This window comes from Planomonospora sp. ID91781, from assembly GCF_015711595.1.
In the GTDB taxonomy this organism is placed as follows: domain Bacteria; phylum Actinomycetota; class Actinomycetes; order Streptosporangiales; family Streptosporangiaceae; genus Planomonospora; species Planomonospora parontospora.
The window spans coordinates 1,331,814-1,346,401 of sequence record NZ_JABTEY010000001.1 but is presented as its reverse complement, the minus strand read 5'-3'; the positions used below and the strand labels follow the sequence as shown (position 1 = coordinate 1,346,401).

Below are 14,588 nucleotides of genomic sequence, written 5' to 3'. Positions count from 1 at the left end.
CGAAACGGTGCCGCGGCTGCAGTCGCTCACTTGGCCCCCCACACCGTGGACGGGGCGTGGTCGAACGGGCAGCCGCCGATCTCGAAGTGCTTGAGGTACTCGTCGCGGAAGTGCTTCACCGACGAGTGGATGGGGCTGGTCGCGCCGTCCCCCAGGGCGCAGAAGGAGCGGCCCAGGATGTTGTCGGCGATGTCCGTGATCGTGGTCAGGTCCTCCTCGGTGCCCTGACCCTTCTCCAGCCGCTTGAGCACCTGCTTGAGCCAGTAGGTGCCCTCCCGGCAGGGGGTGCACTTGCCGCAGGACTCGTGCGCGTAGAACTCGGTCCACCGCATGACGGCGCGGACCACGCAGGTCGTCTCGTCGAAGATCTGCAGGGCCCGGGTGCCGAGCATGGAGCCCTTGGCGCCGACCGACTCGAAGTCGAGCGGCACGTCCAGGTGTTCGTCGGTGAAGATCGGGGTGCTCGACCCGCCGGGCGTCCAGAACTTCAGCCGGTGCCCCGCGCGGATGCCGCCCGCCATGTCGAGGAGCTCGCGCAGCGTGATGCCGAGCGGCGCCTCGTACTGGCCGGGCCGGGTGACGTGGCCGGACAGCGAGAAGATGCCGAAGCCGGCCGACTTCTCGGTGCCCATGCCGGCGAACCACTCGGCGCCGTTGGCGATGATCGAGGGAACACTCGCGATGGACTCGACGTTGTTGATCACAGTGGGGCAGGCGTACAGGCCCGCCACCGCCGGGAACGGAGGCTTGAGACGGGGTTGGCCGCGATATCCCTCGAGCGAGTCGAGCAGCGCCGTCTCCTCGCCGCAGATGTAGGCGCCCGCGCCGGAGTGCACGACCAGCTCCAGGTCGTAGCCGGAGCCGAGGATGTCCTTGCCGAGGAAGCCGGCCTCGTAGGCCTCGCGCACGGCCGCGTGCAGGCGGCGGATGACGTGCAGGACCTCGCCGCGCACGTAGATGAAGGCCTGGTTGGCGCGGATGGCGTAGGACGCGATGATCACGCCTTCCACCAGCGCGTGCGGGTTGGCCATCATCGTCGGGATGTCCTTGCACGTGCCCGGCTCGGACTCGTCGGCGTTGACCACCAGGTAGTGCGGCTTGCCGTCGCCCTGCGGGATGAAGCCCCACTTCATGCCGGTGGGGAAGCCCGCGCCGCCGCGGCCGCGCAGACCGGAGTCCTTGACCGCCTGGATGACGGCGTCGGGCTCCATGCCCAGCGCCTTCCTGGCCGCCTTGTAGTCCCCGCCGTAGCCGGGCAGGGTGAAGGAGTCGGGCCGGTCCCAGTTCGCGGTGAGGACCGGGGTGAGAGTCGTCATGCCTCGGGGGCCTTCCATCCGTTGGCCTTGGCGACCTTCAGGCCCTCCAGGGAGGGGCCCGCCGCCGAGGGGCCGTCGCCGGCCAGGTCGTCGGGGAGTCCCGACAGGACCCGCGACGCCTCCTTGAAGGTGCAGAGCTTCTTCGGGCCGCGGGTCGGGGAGACGTCCTTGCCGTCCCGCAGGTCGTCGACGAGCTGCTTGGCCGAGCCGGGCGTCTGGTTGTCGAAGAACTCCCAGTTGACCATCATCACCGGGGCGAAGTCGCAGGCGGCGTTGCACTCCAGCCGCTCCAGCGAGATCTTCCCGTCCGGGGTCGCCTCGTCGTGCCCGACGCCGACGTGCTCGGAGAGCTCGTCCCAGATCTGGTCGCCGCCCATGACGGCGCAGAGCGTGTTGACGCACACGCCGACGTGGTAGTCGCCCATCGGCTTGCGCTTGTACATCGTGTAGAACGTGGACACGCCCACGACCTCGGCCTTGCTCAGGCCGAGCATCTCGGCGCAGAACTCGTGGCCGTCGTCGGAGACGTAGCCGTCCACCGACTGCACCAGGTGCAGCAGCGGCAGCAGGGCCGACCGCGTCCTGGGATAGCGGCCGATGATCTCCTTGGCGTCCCGTTCCAGACGCTCGCGGACTTCCGGCGAATACGTCACCGGTCCACACCCCCCATAACCGGGTCGATCGAGGCCACCGCCGAGATGACGTCGGCGACCATGCCGCCCTCGCACGTCGCCGGTACGGCCTGCAGGTTCGTGAACGACGGGTCGCGGAAGTGCACCCGGTAGGGCCGGGTCCCGCCGTCGCTGACCACGTGGGCGCCGAGCTCCCCGCGGGGGCCCTCCACGCTCGCGTAGGCCTGGCCCGCGGGGACCCGGAAGCCCTCGGTCACCAGCTTGAAGTGGTGGATCAGGGCCTCCATCGAGCCGCCCATGATGTGCGCGATGTGATCGGGCGAGTTGCCGTAGCCGTCGGGGCCCAGCGCGAGCTGCGAGGGCCAGCCGATCTTCTTGTCGTCCACCATCACGCGCTGGCCCTTGAGCGGGCCGCCCAGCCGGTCGAGGGCCTGCTCGACGATCTTGAGCGACTCCTCCATCTCGGCCACCCGGACGAGGTAGCGGCCGTAGACGTCGGCGGTCCTCTCCACCGGGACCTCGAAGTCATAGGTCTCGTAGCCGCAGTAGGGCTGCGACTTGCGCAGGTCCCACGGCAGGCCCGCGGCCTTGAGCATCGGGCCGGTGATGCCCAGCGCCATGCAGCCGGTGAGGTCGAGGTAGGCGACGTCCTTGGTCCGCGCGAGGTAGACCGGGTTGGCGTCCAGCAGCTTGCGCAGGTCCTTGATGCGCTTCGGCATGATCTTGAGGAACTCGCCGATCTTGTCCACCGCGCCGGCCGGCAGGTCGACGGAGACGCCGCCCGGCCGGACGTAGGCCATGTTCATCCGCAGGCCCGTGATGTACTCCATCAGGTCGAGCACCATCTCGCGCTCGCGGGTCCCGAAGAGGAACGGCGTGGTCGCGCCCAGCTCCATGCCGAAGGTGCCGATGGCCACCATGTGCGAGGAGATGCGGGTGAGCTCCATCGTCAGCACCCGCAGGGCCTGGGCCCGCTCCGGGATCTGCTCGGTGATGCCCAGCAGCTTCTCGACGGCCATGCAGTACGCCGTCTCGTTGAAGATCGGCGACAGGTAGTCCATCCGGGTGACGAGCGTGACCCCCTGGGTCCACGTCCGGTACTCGGCGGTCTTCTCGATGCCGGTGTGCAGGTAGCCGATGGCCGTGCGGGCCTCGGTGACCGTCTCGCCGTCGAGGTTGAGGATGAGGCGGAGCACGCCGTGCGTGGACGGGTGCTGGGGGCCCATGTTGATGACGAGCTGCTCGTCCTGCTGGCCGCTGAGCGTGCTGACCAGCTCGGTCCAGTCGTTGCCCGAGACCGTGTAGACCTTGCCCTCGGTCGCCTCTTCGTAGGAAGCGCTCACGAGTCCTCCTCCGTCGCGCTCGTCCGCGAACTGCTGCGCTCCATGGCTCGCTCGCTCACTTGTAGGACCTCCTCTGGTCCGGCGGCGGGATCTGCGCACCGCGGTAGTCGACCGGGATGCCGCCGAGCGGGTAGTCCTTCCGCTGGGGGTGGCCGTCCCAGTCGTCGGGCATCATGATGCGGGTCAGCGCCGGGTGCCCGTCGAAGACGATCCCGAAGAAGTCCCAGGTCTCCCGCTCGTGCCAGTCGTGCGTCGGGTAGATCGACACGCTGGACGGGATGTGCGGGTCGGCGTCGGGGCAGGACACCTCGACGCGCAGGCGCCGGTTGTGCGTGATCGAGCACAGGTGGATGACCGCGTGCAGCTCCTCACCCTCCAGGTGGGGGTAGTGCACGCCGGAGACGCCCAGCGAGAGCTCGAAGCGGAGCGCGGGGTCGTCGCGCAGGTGCCGCAGGACGTCCAGCAGCCGCTCGCGCCTGACGTGGAAGGTCAGCTCGCCCCGGTCCACGACCACGCGCTCGACCGCGTCGGCCAGGTCTCCGCCGAGCGCGCGCTCCAGCTCGTCGGCGACCGCGTCGAAGTATCCGCCGTAGGGGCGGGGGGTCGACAGCCGGGGCGCCCGGCGCACGACGAGACCGCCGAAGCCGGAGGTGTCACCGGCGTCCCGGGCCCCGAACATGCCCAGGTGGGCGACCGGCTCCTCCGGCACGCCGGGGAGGTTGTCAGTGCTCATGGTCGCTCACCGCTCCTCGTTCGCGGCGCGGGCCGCTCGTACCTCGCGGACCACGCCGCGGACTCCGGGGCGCTCGCTCCGAGTCATTTGCCCGTCCCCTGGTCGATCAACGGCAGCGTCCGGAGCGCCCGCAGTTCGAGCTCGTCGATCTGCTTGGCGCGGTGGGCGCCGAACTTCGTGTTCTGGATCTTGTCGTGCAGCTTCACGATCGAGTCGATGAGCATCTCCGGCCGCGGCGGGCAGCCGGGCAGGTAGATGTCGACGGGGACGACGTGGTCCACGCCCTGCACGATGGCGTAGTTGTTGAACATGCCCCCGCTGGAGGCGCAGACACCCATGGCGATGACCCACTTGGGCTCGGCCATCTGGTCGTAGATCTGACGCAGGACCGGGGCCATCTTCTGGGACAGCCGGCCCGCGACGATCATCAGGTCGGCCTGGCGGGGAGACGCCGAGGCGCGCTCCATGCCGAAGCGCGCCAGGTCGTGCTTGGGACCGCCGGTCGACATCAGCTCGATCGCGCAGCAGGCCAGGCCGAAGGTGGCCGGCCAGACGGAGTTCTTGCGCGCCCAGCCGGCCACCTGCTCGACCGTGCTCAGCAGGAAGCCGCTGGGGAGTTTCTCTTCAAGTCCCATAGTCCTAATCCCAGTCCAGACCCTTGCGGCGCCACACGTACGCGTAGGCGACGAGCACGGTGACGATGAACAGCAGCATCTCGACCAGTCCGAACAGCCCGAGCTGGTCGAACGCGACCGCCCACGGGTAGAGGAAGATGATCTCGATGTCGAAGACGATGAAGAGCATCGCCGTGATCATGTACTTCAGCGGGAAGCGGCCGCCGCCGACCGGCTGGGGGGTGGGCTCGATGCCGCACTCGTAAGCGTCGAGCTTCGCGCGGTTCCAGCGTTTGGGACCGGTGAAGGGCGCGATCGTCACCGAAAAGATCGCGAAGCCCGCTCCCAGAACGGCGAGCACCAGGATGGGTGCGTACAGCTCCATCGCTACGCCTCCTCTCCCATCTCCACGCGCGCCGGCGCGTAGCTCACGTTGTCATGACGCATAAGTCTAGGCGGGGGCATGATTACCATTCGTCCCGGCTTCCGGATGTTTTGTGAGGTCATGCCGGTGGTGCGACCTTCGACAGGGCATTGATGATCCGGTCGGACGCGTCGCCTCGCCGGTCGGTGAGATTAGCAAGGAGTTTGAGCGCGAAGCGCATCAGGCGGGGGTGCGGGAGCGCGTGCCGGGTCGCGAAGTTCATCACGCCGCGCCGGCTGATCAGCTCGACGAAGCCCCTGCCGAGCGTGAAGTAGCCGCCGTAGGCGTCCTTCAGCACCTGCGGGTAGGCCCGCAGGACCCGCTCGCGCTGGGCGGCGGTGTCACGGCCCAGCGCCTGGACGACGGTCTCGGCCGCGATCCGGCCGGTCTCCATCGCGTACGCGATGCCCTCGCCGTTGAACGGGTTGATCATCCCGCCCGCGTCGCCCACCAGCACCAGGCCCCGCGTGTAGTGCGGCTGGCGGTTGAACGCCATCGGCAGCGCGGCGCCCCTGATCGGGGTGGTCATGTTCTCTTCGGTGTAGCCCCACTCGGGGGGCATGTTCCTGGTCCAACGCCTCAGGAGGTCGCGGTAATCCATGCCCTTGAAGGACTCGCTGGTGTTCAGCAGCCCCAGGCCCACGTTGGAGGTGCCGTCGCCGACCCCGAAGATCCAGCCGTAGCCGGGCAGCAGCTGGTCGCCGTCCCACAGCTCCAGCCACGTCTCCAGGTAGTCGTCGTCGTGGCGGGGGCTGGTGAAGTACGTCCGCACCGCGACGCCCATCGGGCGGTCCTCGCGCTTGTGCAGCCCCATCGCCAGGGAGATGCGGGTCGAGTTGCCGTCGGCCGCGACCACGAGCCGGGAGCGGTACGCGACCTCCTCGCCGTCCTTCTTCGCGGTCACGCCCACGATGTGGCCGCTGCGGTCGTCGAGGATCGGGCCGGTGACGTTGACGCCCTGCAGCAGGCGCGCCCCGCCGCGCACCGCGTTGGCGGCCAGGATCTCGTCGAAGTCCTGCCGGGTGCGGACCAGGCCGAAGTCGGGGTAGCTGGACAGCTCGGGCCAGTCGAGCTCGAAGCGCAGGCCGCCGCCGACGACGCGCAGCCCCTTGTTCCTGACCCAGCCGGGGGCGTCGATGTCGATCCCCATGGCGATGAGCTGCTTGACGGCGCGGGGCGTCAGCCCGTCGCCGCAGACCTTCTCCCGGGGGAACGCGGTCTTCTCCAGCAGCAGGACGTCCAGTCCGGCCTGGGCGAGATGGAATGCGGTTGTCGAACCGGCGGGCCCGGCGCCGACGACGATGACGTCGGCGTCGGCCTCAGCGACACTCCGATGTGGGGCGGCTGGCACGGTCACGGGACCTGTCCTGTCCTACACGCTTAGACGGCCTCGGGGTGAGGGGCCTTTCGTTCCTTTGTGAAGGTCTTCACAAACTTGTCGGGCGGCAGTCTAACGCTTTCCTGGGGAGAAGTGTCAGGCGGGTACGGCGGGCGATTCACCATTTTCCGGACCGGGCTTGTAAGCCCGGTGCAGCGCGACGATGCCGAGCGAGAGGTTGCGCCAGGCGACCCGCTCCCAGCCGGCCCGCCGGATGGTCCGCGCGAACTCCGCCTGGTCCGGCCAGGCCCTGATCGACTCGGCGAGGTACTCGTAGGAATCGGGGTTGGAGCTGACCGCCCTGGCCACGATCGGCAGCATCCGGATGAGGTACTGCGTGTAGACCAGGTCGAAGGACCTGGCCGTCGGCCGGGAGAACTCGCAGACGACCAGGCGGGCGCCGGGCCTGGCCACCCGGAGCATCTCGCGCAGCGCCTGCTCGGTGTCCGCGACGTTGCGGATGGCGAAGGAGATCGTCACCGCGTCGAAGCTGTCGTCGGCGAACGGCAGGCTGAGCGCGTCGCCGGCCACGAACGTCACCCCGCGCACCCCGCCGCCGGAGATGCCGGACCCGCCGCGCCGCGCGACGCCGGTGCGGAGCATGCCGAAGGAGAAGTCGGAGGCGATGGCCCGAGCCCCGAGGGAGGTGAAGGCGTCGGTCGAGGTGCCGGTGCCGGCGCCCAGGTCGAGCACGAGCTCGCCGGGGCCCGCGTCGACCGCGGCCGCGGTGGCCCTGCGCCACAGCCGGTCCTGCCCGAGGGAGAGGACGTCGTTCATCAGGTCGTAGCGCCGGGCCGTGCGATCGAACATCGAGGCGACCTCGTGCGGTTGCTTGTCCAGCGAAGCGCGCGTCATGACAGCAAGCCTAGGGCCGCGCGCACAATCCACGGAAAGTAGCGACATCATGACCAAGGGTCTGTTAGAACTTGGCGAATGCTTGCCAGAACCGCCAGAACCGCCAGAACCGCCTCCCTCCTGACGGCCGCCCTGGCCCTGACCACCGCGGGGGTCAACGGGGGGGTCACCGGGGCGTCCGCCTCCGCCGGCACCGTGGAGCACCGCGGGGTCGTCTCCGCCGACCCCGTGGACACCACCCCGCACGTGCTCGACGGGATCGTCAACGCCATCGCCCTGGTGGGCGGCACGGTGGTGGTCGGCGGCTCGTTCAGCGAGGTGCGCGACGCGGGGGGCACGCGGATCCTGGAACGCGCCAACATCTTCGCCTACGACCTGGCCAGCGGGCGGATCCTGCCGGACTTCGCCCCCGACCTCGACGGCCCGGTCAACGCCCTGGCCGCCGGGACCTCCGGCACCGTCTACGCCGGAGGCGCGTTCGCCGAGACCGGCGACGTCGCCACCCCCAGGCTGGTCCGGCTCCGGCTCGCGGACGGCGCCCCGGTGACGTCCTTCCGCGCCCGGGCCTCCGGCGGCAAGGTCACCAGCCTCCTGCGGCACGGCTCCCGGCTCTACGTGGGCGGGGACTTCACCCACGTCACCGGCGTCCGCCGTACGGCCCTGGCCCGGGTGCACGCCGCCACCGGCGCCGTCGACCCCGCCTTCACGATCACGCCGGGCGCGCCCCGGGGGCCGCGGGTCAAGGTGTACGCCATGGCCCTGGCCAAGGACCGGCTCGCGGTCGACGGCAGCTTCGGCACCCTCGACGGGCTCTCCCGGCCCCAGCTCGGCCTCATCGACGTCGGGGCCTCCCCGGCGAAGGTCGCCCCCTGGCGGACGGACGCCTACGCCGCCGAGTGCAAGCCGACCTTCCCCAGCTACGTCAGGGGACTGGACTTCGCCCCCGACGGCAGCTACTTCGTGGTCGTCACGAGCGGCGGCTGGGGCGGGTCCCGGAAGCTGTGCGACAGCGCCGCCCGCTTCGAGACCCGCGCGCGCGGCGAGACGGACCCGACCTGGGTGAACCACACCGGCGGCGACACGCTCTACTCGGTGGCGGTGACCGGGGCCGCGGTCTACGTGGGCGGCCACCAGCGCTGGCTCGACAACCCGCACGGCCGCGACTCGGCGGGCCCGGGGGCCGTCGCCCGGCCGGGGATCGGGGCGATCCATCCGGTCACGGGCAAGGCGCTGCGCTGGAATCCCACCCGGACCCTCGGAATCGGCGTCAAGGCGTTTCTCGCCCACCGGGGAGGGCTACTCGTCGGTAGTGACACGACCCGGCTCGGCCGCGAGTACCATGCCCGGATCGGCATGTTCCCGCTGCCGTGACATTCTCCGTTTTCAGCGATTCTTGGTGATTCGCGCGCTGAGCGCGTCGCGCTGCTTGGACAGCAGGACGTAGCTGGCCACGCCGCTGACGAGGAATGACGCGACCAGCAGCAGGAAAGGATCGCGAAGCCCGAGAAGGTAGAGCACGCCGGCGGTCACGGCCAGCACTCCGATCCGGGACGCGGTGTAGGCGAAAGCGGGATGCACGGCATCGAGGCTACGTCACTCCTGGCATGCCGGTGCGAGCGGGCGCGCGAACGGCGCGGCAAAGGCCTTCCCGGCCATGTCGCGGGCACGAAGCGAACGCTCTTCGCATCTGACGCGACCACTGCTAGTGTTCCCAACAGATCAGTTACGTAAAGAAACACCCACGAGAGTCCCAAAGAGGCTCTATCATATAACAATCGGGCAGTCAGTCGATAACAACCCGTGATCTTTGTCCGAAAGCACGGATAAATCAGGCTTCGCTCGGCACACTGGTTACCTGTCCGCCCGCTGGCAGGAAGCGGGATGCGAGGGGGAGAGATTGTGGAGAGTAGCAGCGAGCGTCTGCTGACGCCCGGAGAGGTTGCCGCCCTCTTCCGGGTCGACCCAAAGACGGTTACGCGCTGGGCCGCGGCAGGCCGCATCAGCAGCATCCGTACCCCCGGAGGGCACCGGCGGTTCCGCGAGTCGGAAGTGCACGCCCTTCTGCGCGGTGAGGACGTCCTGACGGCCGAACGGCCGGCGGGTGAGTCCCCCCGCGTCTGACGCCGTATGACGTCGCACCATCGGTGATCCTGCGCGCCTTACCCGGAAGCCGCAGGGTCACCGTGGAGTCACTCCGCGGTCACCGGATCGTTCCCCCGCCGGACCTCACCCGTCCTGCTCGGCCTTGAAGGCCAGGAACTCCTTCTCCAGCTCGTCGTTCTCCGCGAGCCACCGTCTCCGCCGCTCCGCCACCTCCTCCTCGGTGAGCGACTCGGGCAGCCAGCGGTCGTACTCCGGATCCCCCGGTGAGAGCTCCACGTACGCGTTGCCGATCAGACGCCCGTCATCGCTGGACAGGCTCTGCGGCACGCGCAGGGTCCCGTCAGCGAGCCGGATGACGTACATCCCAGACCACCTAGATTCCGTAGCGCCGGTTGAAGAACAACATGACATTGAGCGCCATCCGCGTGTCCCCGCCCAGCATGTCCACCAGGGCGGGGCGCTGCCGGGACGCGATGGCGGCGAAGGCGTCGGCGAAGAACTCCCTGCGGCCCAGGGTCCCCGGCTGCAGGTGGAACCCCGAGGCCAGGACCGGGACGCACTGCTCGTAGAGGGCGGCGAACTCGGGGGAGTCCGACACCCAGTCTCCATGGGGCGCGTCCACGTCGTCCAGGGCGTGCCCGATCTCGTGCATCATCACGTCGGGGGTGGGCGAGGGCCTGTCCCCCACCACCACTTTGCGGTCGCCGTACGCGCCGGCGCAGATGTCCCACGTGGCCCTGCCCGACGGCAGCGGCGCGCCCCGCAGGTAGCCCATGTCGTCCAGGTCGGGCACGCCGCCCGCGCCGACGTAGATGCCCTCCAGCCCTTCGGCCAGCTTGGCCTTGAGGCCGTCGGGCAGTCGCGCGAGGCTCTCCACCGCGCCCACGACCTCCGGGGGCGGCGGCCCCTCGCGGATGTCCCACTGCCGGTGCAGCACGCGCTCCAGGGCCCCGCAGTGCCGCAGGCCGTCGCCCATGCCGGGGGTGTCGGGGGTGTTGGGCCGGGCCCGGGGGCGCTCGTCCTCCAGCTCGAAGTCCCGCCAGGTGTACTGCGGGCGGTCGGCGGGGGCCGGCTGCGCGATGCGCGCCTCCGGCTCGCGCGGGACCTCCCTGGGCGCCTCGCGGACGGCGGCCTCACCGCCCCGGCGGGACGTCTCACGCTGCCACCACCGCCGTCGATGACGGCCCCTGTCCGTGTTCACCCTGCCCGCCCGCTTGAATGCGCCACCACGCGCTCCCGTCGGAGAACGGCAACAGGTCCCACCGTACGGCGTGGATCTTCCCGCGTCACCCTGAACCGGCACCCCGTCCCGCCCGGTTCCCGGTCCGTCCCCGTTCCGTTCCCGGCCTGGCCCCACCCGCCTGCGGGATGGCTTACAGTTCGGGCATGTCCGTGCTTCTCGGTCTGGCGCTGCTCGCCTTCTGGCTCTACTGCCTGTTCGACGTCATCACCACGCCGGACGAGGAGGTCAGGAACCTCCCCAAGATCCTGTGGGTGCTCATCGTGGTGCTGCTGGCCCTGGTCGGCGGCCTGTTCTGGCTGCTGCTCGGCCGCCCTCTCGGCCCCCGCCCCCCGCGGATCCTCCTGCCCCCCGAGGGCACGCCCCGCGAGCCCCGCCCGCAGGCCCCCCGCGGCCCGGACGACGACCCCGACTTCCTGCGCGACCTCGACCGGCGCCTGCGCGACGAGGACTGACCGTACGGCCGGCGCCCGCACGGCGGAACCGGCCGCCGCGGCCCGCGTCCGTACGGCGGGCGGCGGCTACGGCGGGTGTCTGCGGAACGGTGTCCGTACGGCGGGCGGCGGCTACGGCACTTCGGCGTAGGAGTGCAGGCCGCCGATGAAGATGTTCACCCCGATGAGGTTGAAGAGCAGGCAGGCGAAGGCGACCAGCTGCACGATCATCGCCGCCCTGCCCTTCCAGCCGGCGGTCGCCCGGGCGTGCAGGTAGCCGGCGTAGACGATCCAGGTGATGAACGCCCAGATCTCCTTGGGGTCCCAGCCCCAGTAGCGGCCCCAGGCCTTGTCCGCCCAGAGCGCGCCGGCGACGACGGCGAAGGTCCAGATCGGGAAGCCGATCACGATGGCCCGGTGCGCGACCCGCTCCAGCTCCTGCCGGGACGGCAGGTGGTCGGCGGCGTCGTGCCGGATCAGGAAGATGACGCCGCAGGCCCCGGCCACGATGAACAGGCCGCTGGCGATGATCGCGGCCGAGACGTGGATGGCGATCCAGTAGGAGTTCAGCGCGACCATCGCGGGAGCGGCGTCCACGTGCAGGGAGTGCACCGCGTAGCCGAGGCCGAGCGCGACGGCGGCCGAGACGAAGGCGCCGAGGAAGCGGACGGGGTGGCGCAGCTGCATCAGCAGGAACGCGCCCATGGCCGCCAGGCACATGGCGACCACGAACTCGTACATGTTGCCCCAGGGCCACCGGCCCGCGGCCAGTCCCCGGGTGAGCAGCGACCCGAGGTTCAGGGCGAAGCCGAGCCAGCTCAACGCGACCGCGGCCGGGCCGGCCCGCAGCACCCAGCCGGACGGGACCCCGTCCGCGCCGCTCGCCGCCCCGGAGCCTGCGGCGGCGTCCCGCGTCGCCGTCCCGGCCGCCGTGCCGTCCCCCGCCGCCGTCGCAGCCGCGGCGCCGTCCCGCACGTCCTCCGGGGCAGCCCCGGAGGCGGCCTCTGAGGCGGCCGCAGCCGCTTCCCCGGCGTCCGCGGGACCGCCGACCGCGGCGAGCGCGGGTTCCGCCTCAGCCCCCGCCTCGGCCGGGGAGGCCTCCGCGGTGCGAGCGAAGGCGAGATCCAGCGCGTAGCCGATCATCGCGACGGCGTAGCACAGCACCGCCACCAGGACGAGCTGATCGCTCAGCGCGGCCAGACCGGGGTGGACCTCAGCGGGCATCCTTCACTCCAGGGGTAGAGCCTTGATTCAGGACGGCGACGATGCCGGCGAACTCCTCGCCGAAGTCACCGCCTTCGGTGCGGGTGAGGCCGCCCGCCTCGGCGGGCCCGCCCCCGGCCCCGGTCCGCACCCACACGCGACGGCGGCGGACGGTCAGGGAGAACACCAGCGCCGCGGTGGCCAGGGCCGCCGAGAGCAGCGCGGGCAGCCGGCCGGGGTCGTGGGTGATCTGGAGGGCGACCCACTCCCTGACGCCGGTGAACTCGATCGTGCCGGCCCCGCCCGGCAGTTCGAGCTTCTCGCCCTTCGCCAGCGGGTCGGCCTTCATGACCAGCGGCTTCATCTTCTTCAGGATCTCCGGCGGGATCTCGTAGACCGACTGGGGACGGCCGTTCCCCATGCCGAGGTCGCCGGCGAAGGCACCGTACACCTGCGCGGTCGGGTTCGCGGCGCCGGGGAAGACCGACACCCACTCGCCGCCCTCGGCCGGGACCGTGGTGGGCAGGAAGGCCACCATGAGGCCGAGCTGCTCGGGCAGTGCGTCGGGCACCTTGATGACGCACTCGGAGGTGAACGTCGCCGGCTGCACGACCAGGCACGGCACCGATCCCTCGAAGGCGACCTGCCCCTGGCCGTCGGTGATCCTGAAGGTGGGCGCGTAGCCGTGGTCGATCAGGTAGGTCAGGGTGCCGTTCACGTCGAGCGGCTCGTTGACCTTCAGCTCGTAGTCCCGCTCCGGCGCCCCCGGCGCGTCGCTCACCGCGAGCCTCGCCGAGTAGTCCAGCGCCTGGCCCCGCTTGGGACCCTGCGCGATGTAGGTGGCCTGGAAGTCCTCCAGCGTGAACGAGAACGGCTCCAGCGACTCGGCGTTCACCTGCTGGCCGGGCATGTAGCGGTCGTAGGCCGCGACGGTGTTGGCGAACCCGTCGCCCTCCACGACCAGCACGTTGCCGCGGTAGCCGTACAGCGCGCCGGCGCCGACCGCGAGCAGCAGGCCGAGCAGCGCGACGTGGAACAGCAGGTTGCCGGTCTCCTTGAGGTAGCCCTTCTCCGCCGCGACCCAGTCGGGCCCGGTGGTCACCCGGAACCGGAGCCTGCGCAGCCGCCGCGCCGCCTCCTCCACGGTCAGGTCGCCGCCGAGTACGGCGTGCTGGGGCAACCGAGCCAGGTTGCGTGGCGCCGCGGGCGGCTTGCGGCGCAGTTCGCGCAGGTGGGCCGCGGTGCGCGGGAGCACGCAGCCGATCAGCGAGACGAACAGCAGCAGGTAGATCGCCGCGAACCACGGCGCCTTGAACACGTCGAAGAGCCAGAGCCGGTCCAGCCACTCGGCCAGCGCGGGGCTGTCGTCGTAGTACTGCGCGACCTTGGCGTCCGAGACGCCGCGCTGCGGCCAGACCGATCCCGGGATCGAGGCCAGCGCGAACAGGAACAGCAGGATCAGCGCGGTCCGCATCGAGGTGAGGGTGCGCCAGAACCAGCGCGCCCAGCCCGCCGCGCCCAGCCCCACGGGGCGGGACTCGGCCTTCTCCTCGGGCCTGCCGTCGGTAAGGGTCATCAGATCACCGGCTGGAATCCGCCGATCCACACCTGCATCGCCGCGACGAGCTCCCCCCAGAGCCCGGTGACGAGCAGCAGGCCGACGGTGACCAGCATGGCCCCGCCCACCCGTGTGATCAGCTGCGAGTGGCGGCGGACCGCCTTGAACGTGTGCAGCGCCCTGCGGTAGGCCAGCCCGGCCGCCACGAACGGCAGGCCGAGGCCGAGCGCGTAGCCGAAGGCGAGGAGCGCGCCGCGCCCCGCGCTGCCCTCGGTCACGCCGAGGGTGAGCACGACCCCGAGCGTGGGGCCGATGCAGGGGGTCCAGCCGAGGCCGAACACCACCCCGAGCAGCGGCGCACCGGCGAGCCCGGCGGCCGGGAGCCGGTGGACGCGGACCTCGCGCTGCAAGCCCGGGACGAATCCCATGAAGGCGAGCCCGAGCACGATCGTCAGGGCCCCGAGCACCCGGGTGATGCCGTCGGCGTTGCCGAACAGCGCCGCTCCCAGGCCGCCGAGGAGCGCGCCCTGCGCCACGAACACGACGGCGAAGCCGAGCACGAACAGCACGATGCCCAGCGTCATCCGGCCCCGCCGTGGGTCGGCGCTCATCCCGGTCACATAGGACAGGTAGCCGGGGACCAGCGGCAGCACGCACGGCGACAGGAAGGACACCAGCCCCGCGGCGACCGCGATCGGCAGGGCCAGCGCGAGGGAGCCGCTCGCCACCGTGCTCGCCAGGTCGGCGTTCACCGG

The 14,588-nt window shown here is 70.8% G+C and carries 17 protein-coding genes; 3 read left to right on the top strand and 14 right to left on the bottom strand.

Features of this window, described 5'->3' with window-relative positions:
• Nucleotides 1-26 precede the first annotated feature (26 nt).
• The 8 genes from nuoF to HS048_RS06235 form a co-directional block, all read right to left on the bottom strand.
• The gene (gene nuoF, locus HS048_RS06270) at nucleotides 27-1,316 is read right to left on the bottom strand and encodes an NADH-quinone oxidoreductase subunit NuoF (RefSeq protein WP_068898209.1); all 1,290 of its coding nucleotides are present in this window, start codon (nucleotides 1,314-1,316) and stop codon (nucleotides 27-29) included.
• Complete coding sequence (gene nuoE, locus HS048_RS06265) at nucleotides 1,313-1,969, bottom strand: NADH-quinone oxidoreductase subunit NuoE (RefSeq protein WP_068898207.1); 657 nt, start codon at nucleotides 1,967-1,969, stop codon at nucleotides 1,313-1,315. Before nuoE ends, nuoF begins: the two co-directional genes overlap by 4 nt.
• On the bottom strand, nucleotides 1,966-3,291 hold the full coding sequence (locus HS048_RS06260; protein ID WP_196466403.1) for an NADH-quinone oxidoreductase subunit D: 1,326 nt from the start codon (nucleotides 3,289-3,291) through the stop codon (nucleotides 1,966-1,968). The genes nuoE and HS048_RS06260 overlap by 4 nt, the downstream gene beginning before the upstream one ends.
• 55 nt (nucleotides 3,292-3,346) lie before the next feature.
• Nucleotides 3,347-4,024 carry an NADH-quinone oxidoreductase subunit C gene (locus HS048_RS06255; protein ID WP_068898205.1) on the bottom strand — a complete coding sequence of 226 codons (678 nt, stop codon included), beginning with the start codon at nucleotides 4,022-4,024 and terminating at the stop codon, nucleotides 3,347-3,349.
• Nucleotides 4,025-4,107: 83 nt separating this feature from the next.
• Nucleotides 4,108-4,659, bottom strand: a complete 552-nt coding sequence (locus HS048_RS06250) for an NADH-quinone oxidoreductase subunit B family protein (protein ID WP_068898203.1) — start codon at nucleotides 4,657-4,659, stop codon at nucleotides 4,108-4,110.
• Nucleotides 4,660-4,663: 4 nt separating this feature from the next.
• On the bottom strand, nucleotides 4,664-5,023 hold the full coding sequence (locus tag HS048_RS06245; protein ID WP_068898202.1) for an NADH-quinone oxidoreductase subunit A: 360 nt from the start codon (nucleotides 5,021-5,023) through the stop codon (nucleotides 4,664-4,666).
• 118 nt (nucleotides 5,024-5,141) lie between these two features.
• Complete coding sequence (locus HS048_RS06240) at nucleotides 5,142-6,419, bottom strand: geranylgeranyl reductase family protein (protein ID WP_196466402.1); 1,278 nt, start codon at nucleotides 6,417-6,419, stop codon at nucleotides 5,142-5,144.
• 117 nt (nucleotides 6,420-6,536) lie between these two features.
• Entirely contained in the window at nucleotides 6,537-7,295 is a 759-nt protein-coding gene (locus tag HS048_RS06235) for a demethylmenaquinone methyltransferase (protein WP_196466401.1), read from the bottom strand.
• Between the two features lie 78 nt (nucleotides 7,296-7,373).
• Between HS048_RS06235 and HS048_RS06230 the strand changes: the two genes are divergently transcribed.
• A complete protein-coding gene (locus HS048_RS06230; RefSeq protein WP_196466400.1) occupies nucleotides 7,374-8,666 on the top strand; it encodes a delta-60 repeat domain-containing protein in 1,293 nt (430 codons plus the stop codon).
• Nucleotides 8,667-8,678: 12 nt separating this feature from the next.
• Here the strand turns inward: HS048_RS06230 and HS048_RS06225 are convergent, their stop codons facing one another.
• Nucleotides 8,679-8,873 (bottom strand): DUF4229 domain-containing protein, encoded by a 195-nt coding sequence (locus tag HS048_RS06225; RefSeq protein WP_068898196.1) that lies wholly within the window; start codon nucleotides 8,871-8,873, stop codon nucleotides 8,679-8,681.
• Nucleotides 8,874-9,176: 303 nt separating this feature from the next.
• Between HS048_RS06225 and HS048_RS06220 the strand changes: the two genes are divergently transcribed.
• The gene (locus tag HS048_RS06220; RefSeq protein ID WP_012887349.1) at nucleotides 9,177-9,416 is read left to right on the top strand and encodes a BldC family transcriptional regulator; all 240 of its coding nucleotides are present in this window, start codon (nucleotides 9,177-9,179) and stop codon (nucleotides 9,414-9,416) included.
• Between the two features lie 105 nt (nucleotides 9,417-9,521).
• Here the strand turns inward: HS048_RS06220 and HS048_RS06215 are convergent, their stop codons facing one another.
• Together HS048_RS06215 and HS048_RS06210 are read right to left on the bottom strand one after the other, a co-directional pair.
• Complete coding sequence (locus tag HS048_RS06215; protein ID WP_068898194.1) at nucleotides 9,522-9,761, bottom strand: hypothetical protein; 240 nt, start codon at nucleotides 9,759-9,761, stop codon at nucleotides 9,522-9,524.
• A 10-nt stretch (nucleotides 9,762-9,771) separates the two neighbouring features.
• Nucleotides 9,772-10,599 (bottom strand): hypothetical protein, encoded by an 828-nt coding sequence (locus HS048_RS06210; protein ID WP_196466399.1) that lies wholly within the window; start codon nucleotides 10,597-10,599, stop codon nucleotides 9,772-9,774.
• Nucleotides 10,600-10,784: 185 nt separating this feature from the next.
• On the opposite strand from HS048_RS06210, the gene HS048_RS06205 reads away from it, so the two are divergent.
• Nucleotides 10,785-11,093 carry a PLDc N-terminal domain-containing protein gene (locus tag HS048_RS06205; RefSeq protein ID WP_230880753.1) on the top strand — a complete coding sequence of 103 codons (309 nt, stop codon included), beginning with the start codon at nucleotides 10,785-10,787 and terminating at the stop codon, nucleotides 11,091-11,093.
• A 111-nt stretch (nucleotides 11,094-11,204) separates the two neighbouring features.
• On the opposite strand, the gene ccsA is transcribed toward HS048_RS06205, so the two are convergent.
• From ccsA to HS048_RS06190, 3 genes are read right to left on the bottom strand one after another with little or no spacing between them, the layout of a single operon-like run.
• Nucleotides 11,205-12,296 (bottom strand): cytochrome c biogenesis protein CcsA, encoded by a 1,092-nt coding sequence (ccsA, locus tag HS048_RS06200; RefSeq protein WP_196466398.1) that lies wholly within the window; start codon nucleotides 12,294-12,296, stop codon nucleotides 11,205-11,207.
• On the bottom strand, nucleotides 12,286-13,851 hold the full coding sequence (locus HS048_RS06195; RefSeq protein WP_196466397.1) for a cytochrome c biogenesis protein ResB: 1,566 nt from the start codon (nucleotides 13,849-13,851) through the stop codon (nucleotides 12,286-12,288). The genes ccsA and HS048_RS06195 overlap by 11 nt, the downstream gene beginning before the upstream one ends.
• The gene (locus tag HS048_RS06190) at nucleotides 13,851-14,585 is read right to left on the bottom strand and encodes a cytochrome c biogenesis CcdA family protein (RefSeq protein WP_068898184.1); all 735 of its coding nucleotides are present in this window, start codon (nucleotides 14,583-14,585) and stop codon (nucleotides 13,851-13,853) included. The genes HS048_RS06195 and HS048_RS06190 overlap by 1 nt, the downstream gene beginning before the upstream one ends.
• Nucleotides 14,586-14,588 lie beyond the last annotated feature (3 nt).